Origin of the sequence: Streptomyces sp. 184 (assembly GCF_045781775.1) — a bacterium.
Classification (GTDB): Bacteria; Actinomycetota; Actinomycetes; order Streptomycetales; family Streptomycetaceae; genus Streptomyces.
Map to the genome: position 1 here is coordinate 4,150,297 of NZ_CP123230.1, position 22,456 is coordinate 4,172,752.

The 22,456-nt window shown below is 69.0% G+C and carries 21 protein-coding genes and 1 pseudogene; 13 read left to right on the plus strand and 9 right to left on the minus strand.

From position 1 onward, the window contains the following. Nucleotides 1-30: 30 nt before the first annotated feature. From QBL21_RS17360 to QBL21_RS17375, 4 genes are all read left to right on the plus strand, one after another. Nucleotides 31-1,206: a DEAD/DEAH box helicase family protein gene (locus QBL21_RS17360; RefSeq protein ID WP_407563111.1), complete on the plus strand. Its 1,176-nt coding sequence runs from the start codon at nucleotides 31-33 to the stop codon at nucleotides 1,204-1,206. Between the two features lie 107 nt (nucleotides 1,207-1,313). After that, the gene (locus QBL21_RS17365) at nucleotides 1,314-2,471 is read left to right on the plus strand and encodes a tyrosine-type recombinase/integrase (RefSeq protein WP_407563112.1); all 1,158 of its coding nucleotides are present in this window, start codon (nucleotides 1,314-1,316) and stop codon (nucleotides 2,469-2,471) included. Between the two features lie 133 nt (nucleotides 2,472-2,604). After that, entirely contained in the window at nucleotides 2,605-4,983 is a 2,379-nt protein-coding gene (locus QBL21_RS17370; protein WP_407563113.1) for a tyrosine-type recombinase/integrase, read from the plus strand. Further along, complete coding sequence (locus QBL21_RS17375) at nucleotides 4,980-5,546, plus strand: DUF6262 family protein (RefSeq protein ID WP_407563114.1); 567 nt, start codon at nucleotides 4,980-4,982, stop codon at nucleotides 5,544-5,546. The genes QBL21_RS17370 and QBL21_RS17375 overlap by 4 nt, the downstream gene beginning before the upstream one ends. A gap of 65 nt (nucleotides 5,547-5,611) precedes the next feature. On the opposite strand, the gene QBL21_RS17380 is transcribed toward QBL21_RS17375, so the two are convergent. The 4 genes from QBL21_RS17380 to QBL21_RS17395 form a co-directional block, all read right to left on the minus strand. Further along, entirely contained in the window at nucleotides 5,612-5,818 is a 207-nt protein-coding gene (locus QBL21_RS17380; protein ID WP_407563115.1) for a hypothetical protein, read from the minus strand. Further along, complete coding sequence (locus QBL21_RS17385; RefSeq protein ID WP_407563116.1) at nucleotides 5,815-6,660, minus strand: hypothetical protein; 846 nt, start codon at nucleotides 6,658-6,660, stop codon at nucleotides 5,815-5,817. Before QBL21_RS17385 ends, QBL21_RS17380 begins: the two co-directional genes overlap by 4 nt. Before the next feature lie 166 nt (nucleotides 6,661-6,826). Beyond that, nucleotides 6,827-7,177: a GNAT family N-acetyltransferase gene (locus QBL21_RS17390; protein ID WP_407563117.1), complete on the minus strand. Its 351-nt coding sequence runs from the start codon at nucleotides 7,175-7,177 to the stop codon at nucleotides 6,827-6,829. Nucleotides 7,178-7,328: 151 nt separating this feature from the next. Continuing rightward, nucleotides 7,329-7,724: a helicase associated domain-containing protein gene (locus QBL21_RS17395; RefSeq protein WP_407563118.1), complete on the minus strand. Its 396-nt coding sequence runs from the start codon at nucleotides 7,722-7,724 to the stop codon at nucleotides 7,329-7,331. 55 nt (nucleotides 7,725-7,779) lie between these two features. On the opposite strand from QBL21_RS17395, the pseudogene QBL21_RS17400 reads away from it, so the two are divergent. The 4 genes and pseudogenes from QBL21_RS17400 to QBL21_RS17415 all read left to right on the plus strand — a co-directional run. Next, nucleotides 7,780-8,694: pseudogene (locus QBL21_RS17400) on the plus strand (helicase associated domain-containing protein); the annotation flags it as partial. 151 nt (nucleotides 8,695-8,845) lie between these two features. Further along, nucleotides 8,846-9,196, plus strand: a complete 351-nt coding sequence (locus tag QBL21_RS17405; RefSeq protein WP_407563117.1) for a GNAT family N-acetyltransferase — start codon at nucleotides 8,846-8,848, stop codon at nucleotides 9,194-9,196. 166 nt (nucleotides 9,197-9,362) lie between these two features. After that, the gene (locus QBL21_RS17410) at nucleotides 9,363-10,208 is read left to right on the plus strand and encodes a hypothetical protein (protein WP_407563116.1); all 846 of its coding nucleotides are present in this window, start codon (nucleotides 9,363-9,365) and stop codon (nucleotides 10,206-10,208) included. Next, on the plus strand, nucleotides 10,205-10,411 hold the full coding sequence (locus tag QBL21_RS17415; RefSeq protein ID WP_407563115.1) for a hypothetical protein: 207 nt from the start codon (nucleotides 10,205-10,207) through the stop codon (nucleotides 10,409-10,411). The genes QBL21_RS17410 and QBL21_RS17415 overlap by 4 nt, the downstream gene beginning before the upstream one ends. Before the next feature lie 65 nt (nucleotides 10,412-10,476). Here QBL21_RS17415 and QBL21_RS17420 read toward each other — a convergent pair whose 3' ends face one another. Genes QBL21_RS17420 through QBL21_RS17430 form a run of 3 tightly spaced genes read right to left on the minus strand, consistent with a single transcriptional unit; the run spans nucleotide 10,477 to nucleotide 14,710 of the window. After that, the gene (locus QBL21_RS17420; RefSeq protein WP_407563114.1) at nucleotides 10,477-11,043 is read right to left on the minus strand and encodes a DUF6262 family protein; all 567 of its coding nucleotides are present in this window, start codon (nucleotides 11,041-11,043) and stop codon (nucleotides 10,477-10,479) included. Continuing rightward, nucleotides 11,040-13,556: a tyrosine-type recombinase/integrase gene (locus tag QBL21_RS17425; RefSeq protein ID WP_407563119.1), complete on the minus strand. Its 2,517-nt coding sequence runs from the start codon at nucleotides 13,554-13,556 to the stop codon at nucleotides 11,040-11,042. The genes QBL21_RS17420 and QBL21_RS17425 overlap by 4 nt, the downstream gene beginning before the upstream one ends. Next, nucleotides 13,553-14,710, minus strand: a complete 1,158-nt coding sequence (locus QBL21_RS17430; RefSeq protein ID WP_407563112.1) for a tyrosine-type recombinase/integrase — start codon at nucleotides 14,708-14,710, stop codon at nucleotides 13,553-13,555. The genes QBL21_RS17425 and QBL21_RS17430 overlap by 4 nt, the downstream gene beginning before the upstream one ends. A gap of 224 nt (nucleotides 14,711-14,934) precedes the next feature. Between QBL21_RS17430 and QBL21_RS17435 the strand changes: the two genes are divergently transcribed. From QBL21_RS17435 to QBL21_RS17445, 3 genes are all read left to right on the plus strand, one after another. Further along, nucleotides 14,935-17,301: a hypothetical protein gene (locus QBL21_RS17435; protein ID WP_407563120.1), complete on the plus strand. Its 2,367-nt coding sequence runs from the start codon at nucleotides 14,935-14,937 to the stop codon at nucleotides 17,299-17,301. A 38-nt stretch (nucleotides 17,302-17,339) separates the two neighbouring features. Beyond that, a complete protein-coding gene (locus QBL21_RS17440; RefSeq protein ID WP_407563121.1) occupies nucleotides 17,340-18,677 on the plus strand; it encodes a Helicase associated domain protein in 1,338 nt (445 codons plus the stop codon). 146 nt (nucleotides 18,678-18,823) lie between these two features. Beyond that, entirely contained in the window at nucleotides 18,824-19,399 is a 576-nt protein-coding gene (locus QBL21_RS17445; RefSeq protein WP_407563122.1) for a DUF4238 domain-containing protein, read from the plus strand. Here QBL21_RS17445 and QBL21_RS17450 read toward each other — a convergent pair. After that, complete coding sequence (locus QBL21_RS17450) at nucleotides 19,280-19,747, minus strand: DnaB-like helicase N-terminal domain-containing protein (RefSeq protein ID WP_407563123.1); 468 nt, start codon at nucleotides 19,745-19,747, stop codon at nucleotides 19,280-19,282. The genes QBL21_RS17445 and QBL21_RS17450 overlap by 120 nt on opposite strands. Nucleotides 19,748-19,832: 85 nt before the next feature. Here QBL21_RS17450 and QBL21_RS17455 point away from each other — a divergent pair, with 85 nt between their 5' ends. Beyond that, nucleotides 19,833-20,204 (plus strand): hypothetical protein, encoded by a 372-nt coding sequence (locus QBL21_RS17455; RefSeq protein WP_407563124.1) that lies wholly within the window; start codon nucleotides 19,833-19,835, stop codon nucleotides 20,202-20,204. A 15-nt stretch (nucleotides 20,205-20,219) separates the two neighbouring features. Here the strand turns inward: QBL21_RS17455 and QBL21_RS17460 are convergent, their stop codons facing one another. Then, the gene (locus tag QBL21_RS17460) at nucleotides 20,220-20,753 is read right to left on the minus strand and encodes a TetR/AcrR family transcriptional regulator (protein WP_407563125.1); all 534 of its coding nucleotides are present in this window, start codon (nucleotides 20,751-20,753) and stop codon (nucleotides 20,220-20,222) included. 90 nt (nucleotides 20,754-20,843) lie between these two features. Here QBL21_RS17460 and QBL21_RS17465 point away from each other — a divergent pair, with 90 nt between their 5' ends. Then, a complete protein-coding gene (locus QBL21_RS17465; protein WP_407563126.1) occupies nucleotides 20,844-22,088 on the plus strand; it encodes an MFS transporter in 1,245 nt (414 codons plus the stop codon). Nucleotides 22,089-22,456: the final 368 nt, after the last annotated feature.

Sequence of the window (22,456 nt, forward strand, 5' to 3'; positions counted from 1 at the left end):
TCCGTCTCCTGCTCCGGCATGATGAGCGGCATGGTCCGACCTGCCGAGGCCCCCACCCCGCACTCACCCTGCAAGCCGCCACTGCGCCCGGACCAGCAGCGAGGGCTCAACGCAATCGTGCGCCACCTGCGGCGGCCGCGCAGCCGAGCTCTGTACGTCTCGGCGACGGGCACCGGCAAGACACTGGTCGCGATCCGGACCGCCGACGCCTTAGACGCACGCCTGGTCCTAGTCGTGGTGCCCACGCTCGACCTGGCCGCCCAGACGGCCCTCGCCTGGCGTCGTGACGGCCACCACGAGCACATGGTCATCGTGTCCTCCATGGACGCCTTCGCCCACGACGCTCTCGCTGCCCGTCGTGTCGGCTCGACCAGCAACTCCCAGTCCCTGGCCGCGCTGATGTCAGTCGTGGGGGAGGAACCCGACCAGTTGCGCGCCCTGACCGTGATCTGCACCTACGACTCGCTCGACAAGATCGAGGCAACCCAGCACACCCGCTACCCGGTACCTCCGTTCGACCTGGCGGTCATGGACGAGGCCCATCGCATCGCCGGCCGGCCCGACAAGAGGTGGGCCGTCGCCAACGACAGCCGGCGCATCCTCGCGGACCGGCGTCTCTACATGACCGCCACCCCCCGCAGTTTCGCTGCACCCGACCTCACCGGCTCTGCAGCCCCGCTCCGCCGGCCCCGCACCAGCCCGCCGTCTGGCACCGACACGGCAGCGAACTCGATGGACAACGAGGCTGTCTACGGCAAGAAAGTCTTCGAATACCCCCTCGCCCAGGCCATCACCGACGGAGTGGCCGCGGACTACCGCATCGTCGTCCCCACGATCACCGACGCCGAACTGCGCACCCGCCTCAACCAGCCAGCCACCACCGCCAAGACCGGGGACGCACTGCGGACCAGCGCACTGCACCTGGCCGTCCTCAGTACCATGGCCCAGCACTCCCTGTGCAGAGTGCTGGTCTTCTTCCACCTGGTCGAGGACGCCCGGCGGTTTGCCACCGAACTCGGCCACACCCTGCGGCGCGTACGCGCCGCTCGGCCCGGCGCCTTCCCCGGCCTGGACCCGGAGACCTTCTTCGTCCACGGCGACCACACTCCCGAAGAACGCACCCAGCTCTTCACCCGCTTCGCCGCCTCGAAGACGGCCGTCCTGGCCAACGCCAAGGTGATCGCCGAAGGCGTCGGCTTTATCTAGGTGCGTCTCAGGGTGTGGGGCACGTAGGGTACGCGTCCCGACCTGGGATGGAGGGCTGTTCCGGGAAGCTCAGCGCCGGTGTTCTGGGCGGTGGTTACGTTCGGTACGTGGAGTCTTCCTTCATCGCGGAACGGTCCGTCTCCCCGGCAACCGGTGTCCAACGGTGGGTAGTTGCCGATGCCGGGACCTATGCCCTGCACCACGAGGCCACCGCGTACCTGGGTTCGCTGCGCAATAAGGACTGCTCACCGAACACCGAGCGCGTCTACGCCGGCCGTCTGGCGCTGTACCTGAACTACTGCGCCGCCCGGCGCATGGACTGGGCCGCCCCGGGGTTCCGCGGCCTGTCGGGCCTGCAGCAGTGGCTGGTCAGCCAACCCCTTGCGCCGCGCAGCCCGCGAGCGGGCCTCGCACCGTCCCGGTACCGCTCCAAGGGCACCGCGAACGCGGTGATGACGGTGGTCGGCGGCTTCCTGCGCTTCGGTGCCGCCCACGGCTGGGTCTCGCCGCAGACCATGGCGCTGCTGTCCGAGCCGAAGACGCTGTTCTGCCTGCCCCCGGGCTACGACCCCGGGGAGGACGGGCACTGGCGCATGGTGGAGAGCGCCGCGTTCCGGTTCGCGTTCGCCGACCCTGGCTACCAGGACCTCAGCCCGGAGCAGATCGCCGCGATGATCGCTCTTGCAGGGCGGGCGAGGGACCGGTTCCTGATCGCTCTGCTGGCGTGTACCGGGCTGCGGATCGGTGAGGCGCTGGGACTGCGCCGCAGCGACATGCACTTCCTGGCCTCGTCCCGCGTGCTGGGCTGCGGCACCGAGGGTCCACACCTGCATGTCCGCCGCCGCACGGACAACCCCAACGGTGCGCTGGCCAAGTCCCGCCGCTCGCGGACCGTGCCCATCACCCCCGACCTGGTCGCCCTCTACACCGACTACCAGTACGAACGCGATTCCGCAGGTCCGGCGGCCGACTCCGGCATGGTCTTCGTCAACCTCTTCCGCCCGCCGGTGGGCCGGCCGATGTCCTATCCCAACACCAAGGGCATGTTCGACCGCTTGGCCCGTACCGCGGACCATGCGTTCCGACCCCACATGCTGCGCCACTCCGCCGCGACCAACTGGCTGCGCGCGGGCGTGGACCGGGACGTGGTCCAGCGCCTGCTGGGGCACCTCTCGCCGCTGTCGATGGAGCGCTACCGGCACGTGTGCGATACCGAGACACGGCAGGCTGTCGAGCAGGTCGCGGCGCTGCAGGAGCACCGTTGAGTACCGTTCTGCCGCTGCCGGAGCCCCGTCGGGCGCAGGACTTTGGCACCTTCGATGCCGGGGATGGAAGGACTGGCTGGCGGAGGGCATCGATCCCGACTGGCGACCGGGGGAGTGGGATGCACGCCACTGGTTGTTCACCGCGGACCTGGAAAATCCGCGTACCTCGTCCTCGACGTGCCGGACGAGGCGATGCGACCAGGTCGTCGTCTCCGGCAACATCTTCTGCGGCCTGTGCGCGCAGCAGCTGCGAGCCGGCGGCCAGGACCCGGACACCTTCGCGGCGACCTTTACACCCGCACGCAACAAGAGTTCCCACGGCATGGTGACCGCCCGGTGCTCCATCGCCCGCGACGGGCTGCGGTGCGTACGCCCTCGCCACTGCAAGGGCATGTGCTGTACCCACTACAGCACCTGGAAATACCACGTCCGCAGGGGCACCGAGGAGTCCTGGCTACGTGATCAGGCCCAGCCGTTCACCGAGATCCTGCCCTGCCTGGTCCCCGCGTGCCCCAGCCCGTCCTATAACTCCCGCGGTCTGTGCAACTACCACGCCCGCCAATTCACCCAGGACAAGCGCGCCACCTCCGCAGACACCCCGATCGAGGTCGATCACTGGGCCTCCCGTCAGTCCCCGTACCTGGACACGCACCAGTTCAGCCTGCTCCCGCTGGACGACCTGCTGCGCCATGAGTTCCTCTACGCCCTGCAGCAGACCGATCCCTGGACCCGCAGCTTGGAGCCCCACCGCATCCGCAACCTGGTGCGCGACCTGACCGGCGCCACCACCCTCCTGACCGACGACGCCGGCCCTGCACGCCTGGCCAGCCCCCACGCCGGCGCCGTGCGCGCCCTCAAACGGCTACGGACAGCCGTCCACAGCGCTTTCGAAGCCTTCTCCGGTCACCCATTCACCGACCCGGACGTCCTGGACCTGCGCGCCATCGGCCTGCGCACGACCCACGGCTCCCAGCCCCGCCGCGCGCCCGGCACCGCGGACCTGCGCACCATCCACCAGCCCTGGCTGCGTGAGCTGATCCGCCACTGGGCCACCACCAGCTTCCCGCGCACCGACGTCTTCTCCAACACGATGCGCGCCGTGGGCATTGCCTCCCGCGCACTGGCCCGACGACCGGGAGAAGGCCTCGACCCGGCAGCGCTGCACTTCACCGACGCCTCCGCGGTTGTCGACGCCATCCGCACCGCACCGCGGCGCGACGGAACGCTCTACCGCTCCTCCCAGCGGCGCACGCTGGCAGGCTGCTTCTTCCAGCTGATCGACTACGGACGCCGCTCCGGGCACCTTGACACCCTCGCCGGAGCGTTCACCCGCCACCCGGTCGAGCACCGTATCCGGCTGGAGGAAGTGGACGAGGACGGCATCGGCAAGGCCATCCCCGAACCGGTCATCCGCCAGCTCGACGCCCACCTGCACACCCTCGGCCTCGGCGAGGTCCAGGGCCGCCGCGATGTCCCCGCCGACGACCTGCAACTGCTCTACCAGACCGTCTACATCCTCCTCAGAGACACCGGCCGCCGCCCGCTGGAGATCGCCTCCCTGCCCCGCGACTGCCTTCAGACCGAGCGCGGGCAGATCTCACTGATCTGGGACAACCACAAACGGCGCCGCCACCGCCGCCGGCTGCCCATCACCGAATCCACCGCCCAGACCATCCGCACCTGGCAGGAGTGCCGCAGCCGCCTCCTACTCCCCGCGGCCGGTGACAGCTACCTCTTCCCCGCCCTGAGCGCCTACAGCAGCACCGGGCACCTGGGCGCCAGCTACATCAGCGAGACCCTCCGCGCCTGGGTCGACGCCATCCCCGCCCTCCACGCCGAAGGCGTCGACGCGGCCGGCGATCCGCTGCCCTTCGGCCGCAGCCTGATCTACCCCTACGCCTTCCGCCACTCCTACGCCCAACGCCACGCCGACGCCGGCACCCCCGTGGACGTACTGCGGGAGCTGATGGACCACCACTCCATCGCCATGACCCAGCGCTACTACCAGGTCTCCCTCAAACGCAAACGGGCGGCCGTCACCGCCTTGAGCACCCACGTCGTCGACCGCCTCGGAGCGCCTGCACCCAGTTCCCCCAGCAGCTACGAACTCCGCTCGGTCGCCGTGCCCTACGGCGGATGCACCGAACCCAGCAACGTCAAGGCCGGAGGCCAGGCCTGCCCCATACGCTTCCAGTGCGCAGGCTGCGGCTTCTACCGCCCCGACCCCTCCTACCTCCCCGCCATCGAGCAGCACATCAACGAACTGCGTGCCGACCGCGAGACCGCCCGGGCCATGGACGCGGCCGAATTCGTCACCACCGCCCTCACCGCCCAGATCACCGCCTTCGAACAGGCCGCCAGCCGCATGACCACCCGCCTCGCCGCTCTCCCGGCCACTGAGCGCGAACAACTCGAGCAGGCCAGCACCGTCCTGCGCAAGGCCCGAGCCGCCAGCGGCCACCCCTTGCTCCCGCTCACCGTCGTCGACCGCACCCAGCAACCGCCGTCATGAACCGACAGGGCAATCCCGCCGTCCTCGCCCGCGCCCGCCGCCGCGACAGCCTCGACAAACGCCAGCGTGTTCTGACCGCCCTCGCCACACTGGAACACGACGGCACCAAGATCACCCATACCGCCGTCGCCCGCACCGCCGGCGTCTCCACCTGGCTCACTTACACCGACGGCATCCGCGAACACATCGACGCTGCCCGTACCCGCCAGACCCGCACACCCGCCGTCCCGCCCCCACCAGGCACTGCTCCCACCTCCGCGGGCCTGCGCGCGGAACTCGAACTCGCCCGCAAGGAGATCAAAGAACTCCGCCAGGAACGTGACCGCCTACACAGCGCCCTGCGCCACCAACTCGGCCAGCAACTCGACACCCTCCACGCCCCCGACCTCACCACCCGGGTCGACGACCTCACCCACGAAAACCACCACCTCGCCGACAAACTCCAGCACGCCACCACCGAAAACACCGACCTCCGCCACCGCATCACCACCCTGGAAGACGACCTCGCCGCAGCCCGCACCAGCCTGCGCCGCATGATGCGCACCGAAAACACCACCCGCTGACCGTCGACAAGAGCCACAGACCTCGGCTCACACCCACCGCAGCCCGAGCTCATTCAGCGCGGTCGTCACGTCATGGCTGGGACCAGCAAGGCCAGCAGTGCGATGAACAGTGTCATGGCGCTGAAGAACACGATGCTGCCGCAGCCGATGGCCTTGAAGACCGGCAAGCCCCCCTCACGGGCGATGTTGTAGCCGATCAGTCCTGCAGTGGCGGAGAGGGCCGCGCAGACGGCCAGGGCCAGGAGCAGGAGCGCGAGGCCCTGTGTGCTCACGCCGCACCCCGCTGGTTCTGTCGGCGGGGGGCGGTCCCGGTGTGCAGTTGCTCCGGGATCCAGATCCGGCGTTCGCGGGCGGCCTGGTACAGGGCTGTCCGGAACCGCGACCGGCGCTTGCGGACGGTCGTGTGGGTGAGATTCAGCCGCTCCGTGATCTCGGTGTCCGGGAAGCCCATGACTGTCAGCCGTACGACTGCCTGCGTCTCCGGCGCCTGCTCCTTGAGGATGTCCTCGAAGTTGGTGGGGAATACTTCCGATTCGATCTCATAGCTGGTGGCCTGGAGCAGCCCAGCGATCCCGGCCCCGTTCGCGGCGTCCTCGGTGAAGTCGTACATGGTGTGTAGACGCGCCCAGTTGACCCGCTCCTTGGCCCACTTCACGTAGGCGCGCCGGAACCCCCATGCGCACTGGCCGATGAAGTAGGTCATCAGGCAGCAGGCGCCGCGCTTCCCCTTGTAGTCCGGTGTCCAGCCCTCCCCGCCTCGCAGGTCCCGGCCGATCTTCCGCATCGCGTCCGCGAGTACGTCGACCAGGATGGTGTCCCGCTCGCTGCTGCTGCTGCGCAGCAGGCGCATGTCGTCGTCGTGGACGAAGAACGGCAGGCCCGCGTTCCGGCACTGCTTCAGGGCGAGCTGGGCAAGCGTGCCCTTGCGGAGCATGCCGAGCAGGATCGGCTGGGCCTCCAGGTACAGCTCGATCTCGAATACCTCGTAGAGAGGCCCCGTGAACCCCGTGTGGGCCAGCTCCTCGATGCGTGCGGCGTCCCGCGCGATTCGTGCTCCGCGGTCCCCGTCCAGCACCGCCTCAACGGTCTTGACGATCTCTGACCCCACATCCAAGGCAAAACACCCCTCGTCATATCCTGCTTCTGCCAACGCCCGAGCGCGGGCCCTAGCGAAGCAGGGCGCTTGTTGTACGGGCTTATGTGCGGGGGATGTTGGCGAACGTGACGCACCATCTGAAAAAACTTCCGAGAGCGGATGAATCTGTGGGGGTCCGGCGTGGTTAAGCGCCCTTGTCGAGGATCTGCGTAACCGGGCTGCCCCAGGCCGCGCCTGGTCTGTCGGGTTCGATCGGTGCGAACCCCACGGCGTGGAAGAACGTCTCGCGGCCGGCCACGTCGTCGCCGTCCTGGGGGACGAGGGCCAGGAACGTGCGGCCGGCGTCCCGGGCCCGGCGGGCGACCTCGGTCACCAGGGCGCGGCCGACCCCCTGGCCGCGGTGGGGTTCTGCGACGGCCATCGTCAGGATCCATGCCTGCGGGCCGGGGTGGGTCGGCCGGCCTCCGTCGCGGCCGAAGTCGCAGTCGAGCTGGAACTCGGCGGCCCCGACGACGGCTCCGCGGAGCTCGGCCACGATGACGTCCAGGCCCTCGGCGTCGTAAGCCCCGCCGGTTCCCAGGCCGTTCGAGTCCAGCAGTTCCCCACCATCGGGCAGTCGGCCCGGGTGAGGTCATGGATCAGCAGCATGCGCCGAGTGTCCCAAGGCCCCGATTCGGGCGCCTTGTTCACGCCCAGTCGACCCCGAGGTTCCGCAGGGCTTGTCGTTGCTCGTCCGCGAGCTTGCCAATCCTCGATCGGGTATTCGATTTCCATACGCCGAGTTTCACGTCGACCGTCTCGCCGTCGATGGTGATCTGTTCAACGTGCGAGCGGGGGACAGGGCGGTCGCCTTCCCGTGCGGTCCACTGGGCGAGGGCTGTTACGCCGCGCTGGAACGCCTGCTGCGCCTTGGTCGGCCCCTTGCCGGTATGAGCGGCCGCGGGGGTGGGAGACGAGGGCTCGGCGGGTGTGATGCCCAGGCTGGTCAGACGGCGCCGCTGTTCGGGCAGGAGCTGTGCCCAGGTGCCGGGCTGGGTCTGTCGCTTCAGCCATGTGCCGATGTCGTCGCCGTCGATCGTCACGCCGGGGGCGATGTGGGGTACGAGTCCGTTGGGTTCGTCGGCGGCGATGGCGGTGCAGGCCCGCCTGCGCTGGCGGGCAGAGAACGGCATCACCGGCCCCCACGCCACCCCCTACGACACCGAAGTCAAGCTCGGCGTCACCGCCTTCCCGCTCGGTCGGTGGGAACACCAGCAGCGGCGTGCCTACCGCACCGGCGACCTCGAAGACCACCGCATCGAGCTCCTCGAAGAATCCGGGATGGTCTGGGAGCCCGGCGAAGAAGCCTGGGCGCGGAAACTCGGCGTGCTGCGCTCCTTCCACCGCGCCCACGGCCACCTCGCCCCCCGGCAGGACGCCGTATGGACCGACGTCGACGCCAAGCCCGTCAACGTCGGCCAGCTCGCCGCCAACCTCCGCCGGCCGAACGGCCTGGGCAAGAACCCCGACCGCGCCACCGAACGCGCCGCGCAGCTCACCGCGATCGACGAGGACTGGAACTGCCCCTGGCCCCTGGACTGGCAACGCCACCACCGCCACCTCACCGCCATCGCCGCCGACGAACCCAACGGACTCGTACCCCACATCGCCCCCGGCGTGACGATCGACGGCGACGACATCGGCACATGGCTGAAGCGACAGACCCAGCCCGGCACCTGGGCACAGCTCCTGCCCGAACAGCGGCGCCGTCTGACCAGCCTGGGCATCACACCCGCCGAGCCCTCGTCTCCCACCCCCGCGGCCGCTCATACCGGCAAGGGGCCGACCAAGGCGCAGCAGGCGTTCCAGCGCGGCGTAACAGCCCTCGCCCAGTGGACCGCACGGGAAGGCGACCGCCCTGTCCCCCGCTCGCACGTTGAACAGATCACCATCGACGGCGAGACGGTCGACGTGAAACTCGGCGTATGGAAATCGAATACCCGATCGAGGATTGGCAAGCTCGCGGACGAGCAACGACAAGCCCTGCGGAACCTCGGGGTCGACTGGGCGTGAACAAGGCGCCCGAATCGGGGCCTTGGGACACTCGGCGCATGCTGCTGATCCATGACCTCACCCGGGCCGACTGCCCGATGGTGGGGAACTGCTGGACTCGAACGGCCTGGGAACCGGCGGGGCTTACGACGCCGAGGGCCTGGACGTCATCGTGGCCGAGCTCCGCGGAGCCGTCGTCGGGGCCGCCGAGTTCCAGCTCGACTGCGACTTCGGCCGCGACGGAGGCCGGCCGACCCACCCCGGCCCGCAGGCATGGATCCTGACGATGGCCGTCGCAGAACCCCACCGCGGCCAGGGGGTCGGCCGCGCCCTGGTGACCGAGGTCGCCCGCCGGGCCCGGGACGCCGGCCGCACGTTCCTGGCCCTCGTCCCCCAGGACGGCGACGACGTGGCCGGCCGCGAGACGTTCTTCCACGCCGTGGGGTTCGCACCGATCGAACCCGACAGACCAGGCGCGGCCTGGGGCAGCCCGGTTACGCAGATCCTCGACAAGGGCGCTTAACCACGCCGGACCCCCACAGATTCATCCGCTCTCGGAAGTTTTTTCAGATGGTGCGTCACGTTCGCCAACATCCCCCGCACATAAGCCCGTACAACAAGCGCCCTGCTTCGCTAGGGCCCGCGCTCGGGCGTTGGCAGAAGCAGGATATGACGAGGGGTGTTTTGCCTTGGATGTGGGGTCAGAGATCGTCAAGACCGTTGAGGCGGTGCTGGACGGGGACCGCGGAGCACGAATCGCGCGGGACGCCGCACGCATCGAGGAGCTGGCCCACACGGGGTTCACGGGGCCTCTCTACGAGGTATTCGAGATCGAGCTGTACCTGGAGGCCCAGCCGATCCTGCTCGGCATGCTCCGCAAGGGCACGCTTGCCCAGCTCGCCCTGAAGCAGTGCCGGAACGCGGGCCTGCCGTTCTTCGTCCACGACGACGACATGCGCCTGCTGCGCAGCAGCAGCAGCGAGCGGGACACCATCCTGGTCGACGTACTCGCGGACGCGATGCGGAAGATCGGCCGGGACCTGCGAGGCGGGGAGGGCTGGACACCGGACTACAAGGGGAAGCGCGGCGCCTGCTGCCTGATGACCTACTTCATCGGCCAGTGCGCATGGGGGTTCCGGCGCGCCTACGTGAAGTGGGCCAAGGAGCGGGTCAACTGGGCGCGTCTACACACCATGTACGACTTCACCGAGGACGCCGCGAACGGGGCCGGGATCGCTGGGCTGCTCCAGGCCACCAGCTATGAGATCGAATCGGAAGTATTCCCCACCAACTTCGAGGACATCCTCAAGGAGCAGGCGCCGGAGACGCAGGCAGTCGTACGGCTGACAGTCATGGGCTTCCCGGACACCGAGATCACGGAGCGGCTGAATCTCACCCACACGACCGTCCGCAAGCGCCGGTCGCGGTTCCGGACAGCCCTGTACCAGGCCGCCCGCGAACGCCGGATCTGGATCCCGGAGCAACTGCACACCGGGACCGCCCCCCGCCGACAGAACCAGCGGGGTGCGGCGTGAGCACACAGGGCCTCGCGCTCCTGCTCCTGGCCCTGGCCGTCTGCGCGGCCCTCTCCGCCACTGCAGGACTGATCGGCTACAACATCGCCCGTGAGGGGGGCTTGCCGGTCTTCAAGGCCATCGGCTGCGGCAGCATCGTGTTCTTCAGCGCCATGACACTGTTCATCGCACTGCTGGCCTTGCTGGTCCCAGCCATGACGTGACGACCGCGCTGAATGAGCTCGGGCTGCGGTGGGTGTGAGCCGAGGTCTGTGGCTCTTGTCGACGGTCAGCGGGTGGTGTTTTCGGTGCGCATCATGCGGCGCAGGCTGGTGCGGGCTGCGGCGAGGTCGTCTTCCAGGGTGGTGATGCGGTGGCGGAGGTCGGTGTTTTCGGTGGTGGCGTGCTGGAGTTTGTCGGCGAGGTGGTGGTTTTCGTGGGTGAGGTCGTCGACCCGGGTGGTGAGGTCGGGGGCGTGGAGGGTGTCGAGTTGCTGGCCGAGTTGGTGGCGCAGGGCGCTGTGTAGGCGGTCACGTTCCTGGCGGAGTTCTTTGATCTCCTTGCGGGCGAGTTCGAGTTCCGCGCGCAGGCCCGCGGAGGTGGGAGCAGTGCCTGGTGGGGGCGGGACGGCGGGTGTGCGGGTCTGGCGGGTACGGGCAGCGTCGATGTGTTCGCGGATGCCGTCGGTGTAAGTGAGCCAGGTGGAGACGCCGGCGGTGCGGGCGACGGCGGTATGGGTGATCTTGGTGCCGTCGTGTTCCAGTGTGGCGAGGGCGGTCAGAACACGCTGGCGTTTGTCGAGGCTGTCGCGGCGGCGGGCGCGGGCGAGGACGGCGGGATTGCCCTGTCGGTTCATGACGGCGGTTGCTGGGTGCGGTCGACGACGGTGAGCGGGAGCAAGGGGTGGCCGCTGGCGGCTCGGGCCTTGCGCAGGACGGTGCTGGCCTGCTCGAGTTGTTCGCGCTCAGTGGCCGGGAGAGCGGCGAGGCGGGTGGTCATGCGGCTGGCGGCCTGTTCGAAGGCGGTGATCTGGGCGGTGAGGGCGGTGGTGACGAATTCGGCCGCGTCCATGGCCCGGGCGGTCTCGCGGTCGGCACGCAGTTCGTTGATGTGCTGCTCGATGGCGGGGAGGTAGGAGGGGTCGGGGCGGTAGAAGCCGCAGCCTGCGCACTGGAAGCGTATGGGGCAGGCCTGGCCTCCGGCCTTGACGTTGCTGGGTTCGGTGCATCCGCCGTAGGGCACGGCGACCGAGCGGAGTTCGTAGCTGCTGGGGGAACTGGGTGCAGGCGCTCCGAGGCGGTCGACGACGTGGGTGCTCAAGGCGGTGACGGCCGCCCGTTTGCGTTTGAGGGAGACCTGGTAGTAGCGCTGGGTCATGGCGATGGAGTGGTGGTCCATCAGCTCCCGCAGTACGTCCACGGGGGTGCCGGCGTCGGCGTGGCGTTGGGCGTAGGAGTGGCGGAAGGCGTAGGGGTAGATCAGGCTGCGGCCGAAGGGCAGCGGATCGCCGGCCGCGTCGACGCCTTCGGCGTGGAGGGCGGGGATGGCGTCGACCCAGGCGCGGAGGGTCTCGCTGATGTAGCTGGCGCCCAGGTGCCCGGTGCTGCTGTAGGCGCTCAGGGCGGGGAAGAGGTAGCTGTCACCGGCCGCGGGGAGTAGGAGGCGGCTGCGGCACTCCTGCCAGGTGCGGATGGTCTGGGCGGTGGATTCGGTGATGGGCAGCCGGCGGCGGTGGCGGCGCCGTTTGTGGTTGTCCCAGATCAGTGAGATCTGCCCGCGCTCGGTCTGAAGGCAGTCGCGGGGCAGGGAGGCGATCTCCAGCGGGCGGCGGCCGGTGTCTCTGAGGAGGATGTAGACGGTCTGGTAGAGCAGTTGCAGGTCGTCGGCGGGGACATCGCGGCGGCCCTGGACCTCGCCGAGGCCGAGGGTGTGCAGGTGGGCGTCGAGCTGGCGGATGACCGGTTCGGGGATGGCCTTGCCGATGCCGTCCTCGTCCACTTCCTCCAGCCGGATACGGTGCTCGACCGGGTGGCGGGTGAACGCTCCGGCGAGGGTGTCAAGGTGCCCGGAGCGGCGTCCGTAGTCGATCAGCTGGAAGAAGCAGCCTGCCAGCGTGCGCCGCTGGGAGGAGCGGTAGAGCGTTCCGTCGCGCCGCGGTGCGGTGCGGATGGCGTCGACAACCGCGGAGGCGTCGGTGAAGTGCAGCGCTGCCGGGTCGAGGCCTTCTCCCGGTCGTCGGGCCAGTGCGCGGGAGGCAATGCCCACGGCGCGCATCGTGTTGGAGAAGACGTCGGTGCGCGGGAAGCTGGTGGTGGCCCAGTGGCGGATCAGCTCACGCAGCCAGGGCTGGTGGATGGTGCGCAGGTCCGCGGTGCCGGGCGCGCGGCGGGGCTGGGAGCCGTGGGTCGTGCGCAGGCCGATGGCGCGCAGGTCCAGGACGTCCGGGTCGGTGAATGGGTGACCGGAGAAGGCTTCGAAAGCGCTGTGGACGGCTGTCCGTAGCCGTTTGAGGGCGCGCACGGCGCCGGCGTGGGGGCTGGCCAGGCGTGCAGGGCCGGCGTCGTCGGTCAGGAGGGTGGTGGCGCCGGTCAGGTCGCGCACCAGGTTGCGGATGCGGTGGGGCTCCAAGCTGCGGGTCCAGGGATCGGTCTGCTGCAGGGCGTAGAGGAACTCATGGCGCAGCAGGTCGTCCAGCGGGAGCAGGCTGAACTGGTGCGTGTCCAGGTACGGGGACTGACGGGAGGCCCAGTGATCGACCTCGATCGGGGTGTCTGCGGAGGTGGCGCGCTTGTCCTGGGTGAATTGGCGGGCGTGGTAGTTGCACAGACCGCGGGAGTTATAGGACGGGCTGGGGCACGCGGGGACCAGGCAGGGCAGGATCTCGGTGAACGGCTGGGCCTGATCACGTAGCCAGGACTCCTCGGTGCCCCTGCGGACGTGGTATTTCCAGGTGCTGTAGTGGGTACAGCACATGCCCTTGCAGTGGCGAGGGCGTACGCACCGCAGCCCGTCGCGGGCGATGGAGCACCGGGCGGTCACCATGCCGTGGGAACTCTTGTTGCGTGCGGGTGTAAAGGTCGCCGCGAAGGTGTCCGGGTCCTGGCCGCCGGCTCGCAGCTGCTGCGCGCACAGGCCGCAGAAGATGTTGCCGGAGACGACGACCTGGTCGCATCGCCTCGTCCGGCACGTCGAGGACGAGGTACGCGGATTTTCCAGGTCCGCGGTGAACAACCAGTGGCGTGCATCCCACTCCCCCGGTCGCCAGTCGGGATCGATGCCCTCCGCCAGCCAGTCCTTCCATCCCCGGGCATCGAAGGTGCCAAAGTCCTGCGCCCGACGGGGCTCCGGCAGCGGCAGAACGGTACTCAACGGTGCTCCTGCAGCGCCGCGACCTGCTCGACAGCCTGCCGTGTCTCGGTATCGCACACGTGCCGGTAGCGCTCCATCGACAGCGGCGAGAGGTGCCCCAGCAGGCGCTGGACCACGTCCCGGTCCACGCCCGCGCGCAGCCAGTTGGTCGCGGCGGAGTGGCGCAGCATGTGGGGTCGGAACGCATGGTCCGCGGTACGGGCCAAGCGGTCGAACATGCCCTTGGTGTTGGGATAGGACATCGGCCGGCCCACCGGCGGGCGGAAGAGGTTGACGAAGACCATGCCGGAGTCGGCCGCCGGACCTGCGGAATCGCGTTCGTACTGGTAGTCGGTGTAGAGGGCGACCAGGTCGGGGGTGATGGGCACGGTCCGCGAGCGGCGGGACTTGGCCAGCGCACCGTTGGGGTTGTCCGTGCGGCGGCGGACATGCAGGTGTGGACCCTCGGTGCCGCAGCCCAGCACGCGGGACGAGGCCAGGAAGTGCATGTCGCTGCGGCGCAGTCCCAGCGCCTCACCGATCCGCAGCCCGGTACACGCCAGCAGAGCGATCAGGAACCGGTCCCTCGCCCGCCCTGCAAGAGCGATCATCGCGGCGATCTGCTCCGGGCTGAGGTCCTGGTAGCCAGGGTCGGCGAACGCGAACCGGAACGCGGCGCTCTCCACCATGCGCCAGTGCCCGTCCTCCCCGGGGTCGTAGCCCGGGGGCAGGCAGAACAGCGTCTTCGGCTCGGACAGCAGCGCCATGGTCTGCGGCGAGACCCAGCCGTGGGCGGCACCGAAGCGCAGGAAGCCGCCGACCACCGTCATCACCGCGTTCGCGGTGCCCTTGGAGCGGTACCGGGACGGTGCGAGGCCCGCTCGCGGGCTGCGCGGCGCAAGGGGTTGGCTGACCAGCCACTGCTGCAGGCCCGACAGGCCGCGGAACCCCGGGGCGGCCCAGTCCATGCGCCGGGCGGCGCAGTAGTTCAGGTACAGCGCCAGACGGCCGGCGTAGACGCGCTCGGTGTTCGGTGAGCAGTCCTTATTGCGCAGCGAACCCAGGTACGCGGTGGCCTCGTGGTGCAGGGCATAGGTCCCGGCATCGGCAACTACCCACCGTTGGACACCGGTTGCCGGGGAGACGGACCGTTCCGCGATGAAGGAAGACTCCACGTACCGAACGTAACCACCGCCCAGAACACCGGCGCTGAGCTTCCCGGAACAGCCCTCCATCCCAGGTCGGGACGCGTACCCTACGTGCCCCACACCCTGAGACGCACCTAGATAAAGCCGACACCCTCGAACGTGACGGGGCAGTGGGAGAGCAGCCCTGTGAAGGTACAGGGGATCATGAATCAAACAGGGCATTAGTTCTTCGAAGCGCTAGCGAGGCCGGGATGACCAGCACGTTCCTTGACCTGCACTCGTTCGTCCGCCCTCCCAGGCTGCTCGTAGTCGTCCCCCAGGACGACGACTGGGTCCGCTGGTCGGCTGCTGCGCTGGGTGCGCTGAGCCGCGTATGGGGCGGCTGCGCTAGTGCGCTGATACCTGCCGGTACAGCAGAGCACCCGGCGCTCAGTTCTTCTCTGGACAAGCTCCAGCCCGATCACATCGTCGCGTACCAGCCCACGGGCGCAACCGTGGAAGCCCTCCACCCCGGCACCATCGAGCGCATGCTTTCTAGACACGGCCTGAGTACCGAGTCGCGCACTCACAATGAGGAACACCTCCGGACCTTGGTTTTCCCCACTGCCAGCGACCCCCAGGTTGAGGAGGCAGCGACTCGGCTGCGCAACCGGTACAGCGTCAACACAATCGATGACGAGGGACACATCCAGTGCACCTCGCTTCCGGACGAGGTTGGGGAATCACTGCTGACGCCGCTGTCCGCGGTCGCGCAGCACGCCACCTGGGGCGCCCCTCTCCCGCAGATCACGTCTCCCGCTGCTCTGTCCTTCGCCATGCAGGTCGGCGTGGAACCAGCAGAGGAGGAAGAGAGGGGAAGCGGCGAAGAGGATCCAGAAGCTAGATGGCGCGAGGCCGTCGTGGCTGGCGAGAAGACCACGCTGCGTCCCGATGCTCCCGATGACATCACGGCCTTGCTGAACCCTCAGGCGGCTCGCTGTATCCGGATCAGCAGAGGCCGCTATCAGGAGACACCGGTCATCGTTCTGGGAGATCAGCCGGAAGACTTCGCTCTCGCCCAGCTCAGCCAGCAAGTGCACGGGAACACCGTGTGGCTGCCATGGGAGGATCTCAGCTGGCACCAGCTCACCGCCGTGAAGCAACGTATCGGAGGACGTCTCCATACGACCGTGAGGGTGACGAGCGCCTCGCTGACGCCTGAGGCTGTTCGAGAGCGGATGGATACCTGCTGGGATAACCGCGGCTGGAGGGTAATCGAACCAGCGGAAGAAGAGGAACCCCGCCCGTATGACATCGCCACCCCCGCAGACCTGACAACACCAGGGCGATCACTCGTTGTCCTCAGCAGCGCCTGGGACCAGCCCAAACCCGTTCCAGTGGAGGAGTCCCAGGACGGCTCGCTGACCGTGTCCTTGCGGATGCCGCCTGAGGTGCCCCCCGGGCTCGATCCGATACGTCACCGCTGGCAGGTCGGCCTGACCGCCCCGCATCCCCTGCCGCCCCACCACTCCCTGTTCGCCGATGCACTCCTGGCGCCAGATCAGAACATCTACGAAACCTTCGTCCGCGCAGCAGACGGCGGCATCACCTACTGGTCCCACCGGTGGGACTTTGTGCCCTCGGGTGCGTCGCTGGCAGGAAGCCTCGCCGGCCCACGCCTGGCATGGCCCTCCCTTGGCCGCATCCTGTCAGCGGCCGCGAAGCCGCATCTCGTCCAACTGAGTCCGGCCAGCAAACGCGCCAGAATCGCCCAGCAACTCGTCGGTTCCCGCACCCAGTTGGAAGACCTCGCGGCAGCCGACCACTGGGAGCTGCTATGCCACTGGCGTCCAGGGCCAAGGCTCGACGCCCTACCGCAGAACGGCTGGTGGCAACTGAAGACCGGGGTGGTTCTCTCCTGGACCGGCATCGCCGCCTCCCCCGAGCCCACCGACTGGCCCGCGGAAAAACTGAGGGCCCAGATCGATACGTGGACCGCGCAAGGAGTACTGCGCCGCGGACTGGTCCTCGGCTGCAGCTCGTGCCCCATCTACGAGTTCTATCCCGTGGGAGAGATAAACCAGCACTACGCATGCAGACGCTGCGGCAGCAGCAACACCTTCGAGCAACAGCGTTGGAAACTTCCCCTGGAAGAACCCCAGTGGTACTACGAGCTACACCCCGCCATTGCAGAGCTAATCGAAAACGACGGAAACTACCCTCTTCTTGCCACGCGTCACCTGCGCTCCCAGGCCACCACACGCTCGGCGCTCGTTACCGAGGAATTCGAGCTACTAGACCAAGGTAATCCCTACGTCGAGTTCGACTTCGCCGTGGCCACCCTCGACGCCCTCTACCTAGGTGAAGCCAAGAAGAATGACACCCTCGGCAAAACCGCCAGGATAACGAAACGAGAGGTGAACAAGCTCTTGAAGGGCAGCCGGGCGGTAGGAGCTACACACCTGGTCCTCGCCACTCCGGCCACAACCTGGAAGAACATGACACTCACAGCCGTCAAGGACCAGATAGACGGAGACCTGCGGGCAGGTGAGCCCACACCCCACATCGTGCTCCTCACCGGGCTAGGCGGCAAGCCAACCCTCACCGCGCTAGACGGCTCACCATTCACGGTCGAGTGACCCCAACGCCCCCACAAACGTGCCTCACACCCTCCCACATGCAGATAATCGACGTCCCGGCGGTGGACTCGGTCGCCATCATCGACCCGAAGGGGTCGGTGGTGGATATCGTCCAGGCCATTGGCCGGGCGCTGCGGCAGGAACCGCGTCAGGGGAAAATGGCGACGATCGTGGTGCCGGTTTTCCTGGAGCACGGGGAAAGCCCGGAGGAAATGTACGCTTCCGGCTCGTACAGGCCGTTGGTGAATGTGATGCAGGCTTTGCGTGCGCACGATTCCAAGATGGTGGAAATGCTCGCGGTGCCGCAGGACCACACCCCGCTGGTGGAGCCGTCGGAGTCGATCGGCACGGCGCCGGCCGAAGACGAGGAAGAGCACCGGCTGCTGCTCCGCTTCTCCACCCGCCGCTCTCCCGAGGCGATCCGCCGGTTCGTGGACATGCAGGTGATCAACCCCGTACGGAAGTCGTGGGCGCGCGGGTACGCCGCGGCGGCCCGCTACGTCGGCGAGCACGGCAACCTGCGGGTGCCGTTGACCTACCGCGAACCCGGGAGCGCCTACCCGCTGGGCCGCTGGATCTCTGATCAGCGCACGGAGTACGCCGCCGGCCGGATGGAGGACGCCGAGGGGCAGGAGCGGAAGCGGCGGTTGAACGAGATCGGGATGGTGTGGTCGGCGCCGGACCTGACGTGGGAGGAGAACCTCGCCGCCGCCCGGGAGTACTTCGCCGAGCACAGCACGCTGTGCGCGCCGCAAGGCGCGGCCGCGGCAGGCAAGCCGGTCGGGCAGTGGCTTACCAACCTGCGGCGGCCGGGCGGGCTGGGCAAGGACCCCATCAAGGCGGCGCAGCGGCGCGCGGACCTGGCGGAGATCGACCCGGAGTGGAACCCGCGCGAACTCGGCTGGACCGTCGACTGGCAGCGCATGTACGTCAAGGTCAAGACTTGCCTGGACGGCGGCGCGAGCGTCGAGAGCCTGTTGCCCGTCGTCCGGGTCGGGGGTGAAGACGTCGGGCGGTGGCTGAAGCGGCAGCAGGAAGGCTGGGACGCCCTCAACGCCGAGCAGCAGCGCCGACTGCATCAGTTGGGCGTCGCGGCTGCCGTGCGGCCCGCAAACGGCCGCACATCGCCGCCGAAGGGCGGTGCCCGGGCGGCGGCGTTCGAGCGCGGCCTGTGGGCCGCACGGCAATACCGCGAGCGCGAGGGGACCCTCGAAGGGGTGCCCCGTCAGCACACAGAGGTCATCGTCGACCCGCAGACGCAGCAGGAGACGTCTGTGCGATTGGGAGTCTGGTTGTCGAATTTGCGCTCCAGGCGCGGGATCCTGACACCGGAGCGCGCCGAGGTGCTCAACGAACTCGGGCTGCGCTGGGCGTAAGCAGCCGCGCCTGCCACTGGAGAGGCTGGGGCTCCCCCGGGCGCTTGCGAGTCGCGTGAACGGCAGCGAGCATGCGACGGTCTCATCAGCATCGGAAGCGTGCTGGCGCAGATGGCGCGACAGGAGACCCAGATAAGGTCCCCCGCATGCCGGCGTACGCCAAGAAGCACCACTTCATCCCGCAGTTCCTGCTCCAGCACTTCGCTGGCCGCCGGGGCAAATTGGTCATCCACCAGGTGATGAGCGAGCGGCGGTTCAACTCCACGGTCCGCGACGTCGGCCACCGCAACTTCGGGCACTCGATCTACCGGCCTGGGTCGGAACCTGATCACGCCTCGATGGAGGTGGCCATGAGCAAGATCGAAGCCGAGGCTGCGGACCTCGCGCTCCAGCGCGGCAGCCAGACGCGGAGTGGGTCGGCGGGCCTGTCCGGCGAGGTAGCGCTCGACCTGTGGCGCTGGGAGCAGCCGAGGCGGGCCGCGGCGCGGCGGGTGGAGCCCTGCTCCGCCCGTACGAGGAACCGCATCCGCGCGGCCGGGGAGGCGGGGAAGGGGCGGGTGGCGGTGGACTGGAGCGCGGCCGAAACCACTGGGAGCAGGTCTTCAGTCGTCATCGATGAGGAAGCCCCGCATCGGCATCGGCGGCGCCCCCGGGGGCCTTGCCCCTGCTTTCGGTGGCACATCGGGGCCAGCAGGGGGCGGCTTGCGTCGCAGTGCTGCTAGGTCTCGCACAATCGCGAGGTAGTAGGCAGCAACTTGCTCGGGTGGTGCGTAGGCGGCAAGTTGGTGGAGATCATCCCTCGTGACCGGGTCGGCGGGAGGGCTGGTGTGGTGTGCGAGTTCGGCGTCGACGTGGGCGGGGTCGCAGGGGTGGCCGCGGCCGACTACTGCAACCGCGGCTTGGAAGATGGCGCGGCGCCGGTCATTGGTGAAGTCGGCTGCCGTGGCCACGGCGATGACATGGTCCCCGGTGGACGGGTAAGGAAAGATGGCCCCGAGGAGCCGTCGTTCGGCGGCGGGGTCGTTCAGATGGGGGTCGGGCTCGGGGTGCCCGATCAGTGTGGTGGTCACGGGGGGGCAGTTGCTCCGGTGCTGGCGAAGTCGTGCGTCTGGGGCACCATGGTGGCACCGGGAAGTTCAGTGCGTCTCCCCGGTGGTGGATGGACTGCTGCGGACTTGCGCGCCTGCCCCGGGGCAACTCAGGCTAGCCGGCTTCCGGTGGGTCCCCTGGCCTTGTCTGCTATCGGCTTACAGCAACGGACCCTGCCGCGAGTATCTGCGGCGCCGGGGCATTCAGCACACGATCCCGGAAAAGATCGACAGCCAGGCCGCCCGACTGCGCAAAGGCTCACGCGGCGGACGGCCACCAGGCTTCGACGAGGACCGCTACAAGAAACGCAACACCGTCGAGCGGGCGATCAACCCCCTGAAACAGTCCCGGGCCATCGCCACCCGCTATGACAAGCGCGGCTACGTCTACCTCGGCACCGCAACCGCCGCAGCCCTCACCATCTGGCTCCGCACGTGATCGACCGGACAAGACCTAGGCGGCGAGCAGCGCCTGTGCGATCTTCCGCGCCCGCCGAGCCGGTGCCGGGCTGCGCTCCCGCAGGGAGCTGACGAGCGCGCCGTCGAACAACAGCAGTAGCTGCTCGGGCAGTTCGGCGCCCGGCGGTGCGCCGAGGAGCCGGCGCAGCTCCTGGATCATGGCCTGCTTGTGCTCGACGGCGACCTTGCGTGCGGGGTCGTCCGGGTCTGCGATCTCGACCATCGTGTTGATCGAGGCGCAGCCGCGGTAACCGGACGCCGCCATCCTGTCGGCGAGCCCGTCGAACATCGCCAGCAGGTCGCCGCCGGCGTCCTCGACGACCTGGCGAAGCCAGATCCTGAGTTCCTCGTCGTAGCTGCGCAGCATGGTCGCGACGAGTTCGTCCTTGCTCGCGAAGTGGCGGTAGAACGATGCCCTGCCGACGCCGGACTCGCGCAGGAGCCGCTCCACGCCGACGGCGTGGATCCCCTCTGCGAAGAAGAGGTCTCTGGCCGCCTCGATCAGGCGCTCGCGAGCTCGTGTGGGCATGCGGCGATGGTAACCCGGGATTGACGTAAGGCGGTACCGATCAGTACCGTCCTGGAACGGAACCGATCGGTACCGAATTGAGGAGCGACCTTGTCACGCCCGTCCCGCAAAGCCCCGCCGGCCACGCCCGACGACCCCGCACCCGTACCGGCCTCCAGCCCCCCAACCGACACCGAGCCCGGCGTCTCCCCGCGCTGGCGCTCGCACGCGGCGGTGCTCGCCCTCGGCACGTTCGCCGTCGGCACCGACGCCTTCGTCATCGCCGGTGTGCTGCCGGACATCGCGGAATCGCTCGGGGTGAGCGTCGCCGCGGCCGGGCAACTGGTGACGGTGTTCTCGCTGGCGTACGCCGTAAGCGCACCCGTGCTCGGCGTACTCACCGCCGGCTGGTCCCGGCGCACGGCTCTCGTCGTCGCGCTGGCCGCGCTGACCATGGGCAACGTGCTGACCGCCATCGCGCCGAGCTACCCTCTCGTCCTCGCCGCGCGCGCGGTCGCCGCCACGGGCGCCGCGCTCTACACCGCGAGCGCCACAGCGGCGGCAGCCACGCTCGCCGGCCGGCACCACCACGGCAAGGCGATCGCCGTCGTGATGCTCGGGCTGACGTCCTCCCTCGTGCTGGGCGCGCCGATCGGCACGGTCATCGGCGGCGCGTTCGGCTGGCGCTCGACGCTGTGGTTCCTCGTGCTCGCCGGAGTGGCGGCGGCCGTCGTCGTCGCCGTGCGGCTGCCGGCGATCGCCGGCGACGCGGGCGCGGGACTGCGGGTCCGGCTGGCGCCCCTAACCGACCGCGGGGTGCTCGCCGCGCTGGGCAGGACACTCCTGGTCTTCACCGGCGTCTACGTCCCGTACACCTACCTCAGCGCCGTCTACGAGCCCGCCACCGGCGGCGACAGCGGGCTGCTCGCGGTCTTCCTGCTGGTGTTCGGGGCCGCGGGCACCGCGGGCAACCTGGCCGCCGGAACCCTGGCCGACCGCCTCGGCGCAACCCGGGTGATCGTGGTCACGACCTCGCTGCTGGGCGTGGCGCTGCTGGCGGTCCCGGCCCTGCGGGGCAGCGCGGCTGCCGCGATCCCCGCGATCGTCGTGGTCGGGTTCCTCTCCTTCGCCATCACCACGCCGCAGCAGCAGGAGATCATCGTGCTGGCGCCAGGCGCCCGCTCCGTCGTCGCCTCCCTCTACCAGTCGGCGCTGTATCTGGCGATCTCGCTCTCCGGGGTCCTCGGCGGCATCGCGCTGGCGGGCTTCGGCGCGGGCCCACTGTCACCGCTGGCCGCGGTACTGGTGCTGCTCACCGCCCTGGCGACCCGCCACTCTGCCCGGCGCCGCGCGTAGCGCCCGCGCAGCCGGAGCAGCCAAGCCCTCACCAGCGACGCCGACGAGGACATCCACCCCGCCGCCACCTTCATCCGGTACGCGTTTGCGTCTGAGTCGGCCACACGGTGAAGGAGTGTCCGCCTCGGAGGGGCAGGCACCACCTTCACCCTGCGCTCACCTCACCCAGCTGTGTCGCTGGGAGCCGTGAATACCGAACTGGACAACGCCGATGTGCCGCCCATAGCCGTGAACATCTGCTGCCCATTCTCGTGAACAAAGCCACCTGGATGCGTACCTCAACGCTGCTGCCCGAGACGACACCGGTCCGAGCAACCCCGGGCCAGCGGAAGCCACGCCACGCCCGCGCGAAGAACCCGCCGGATATG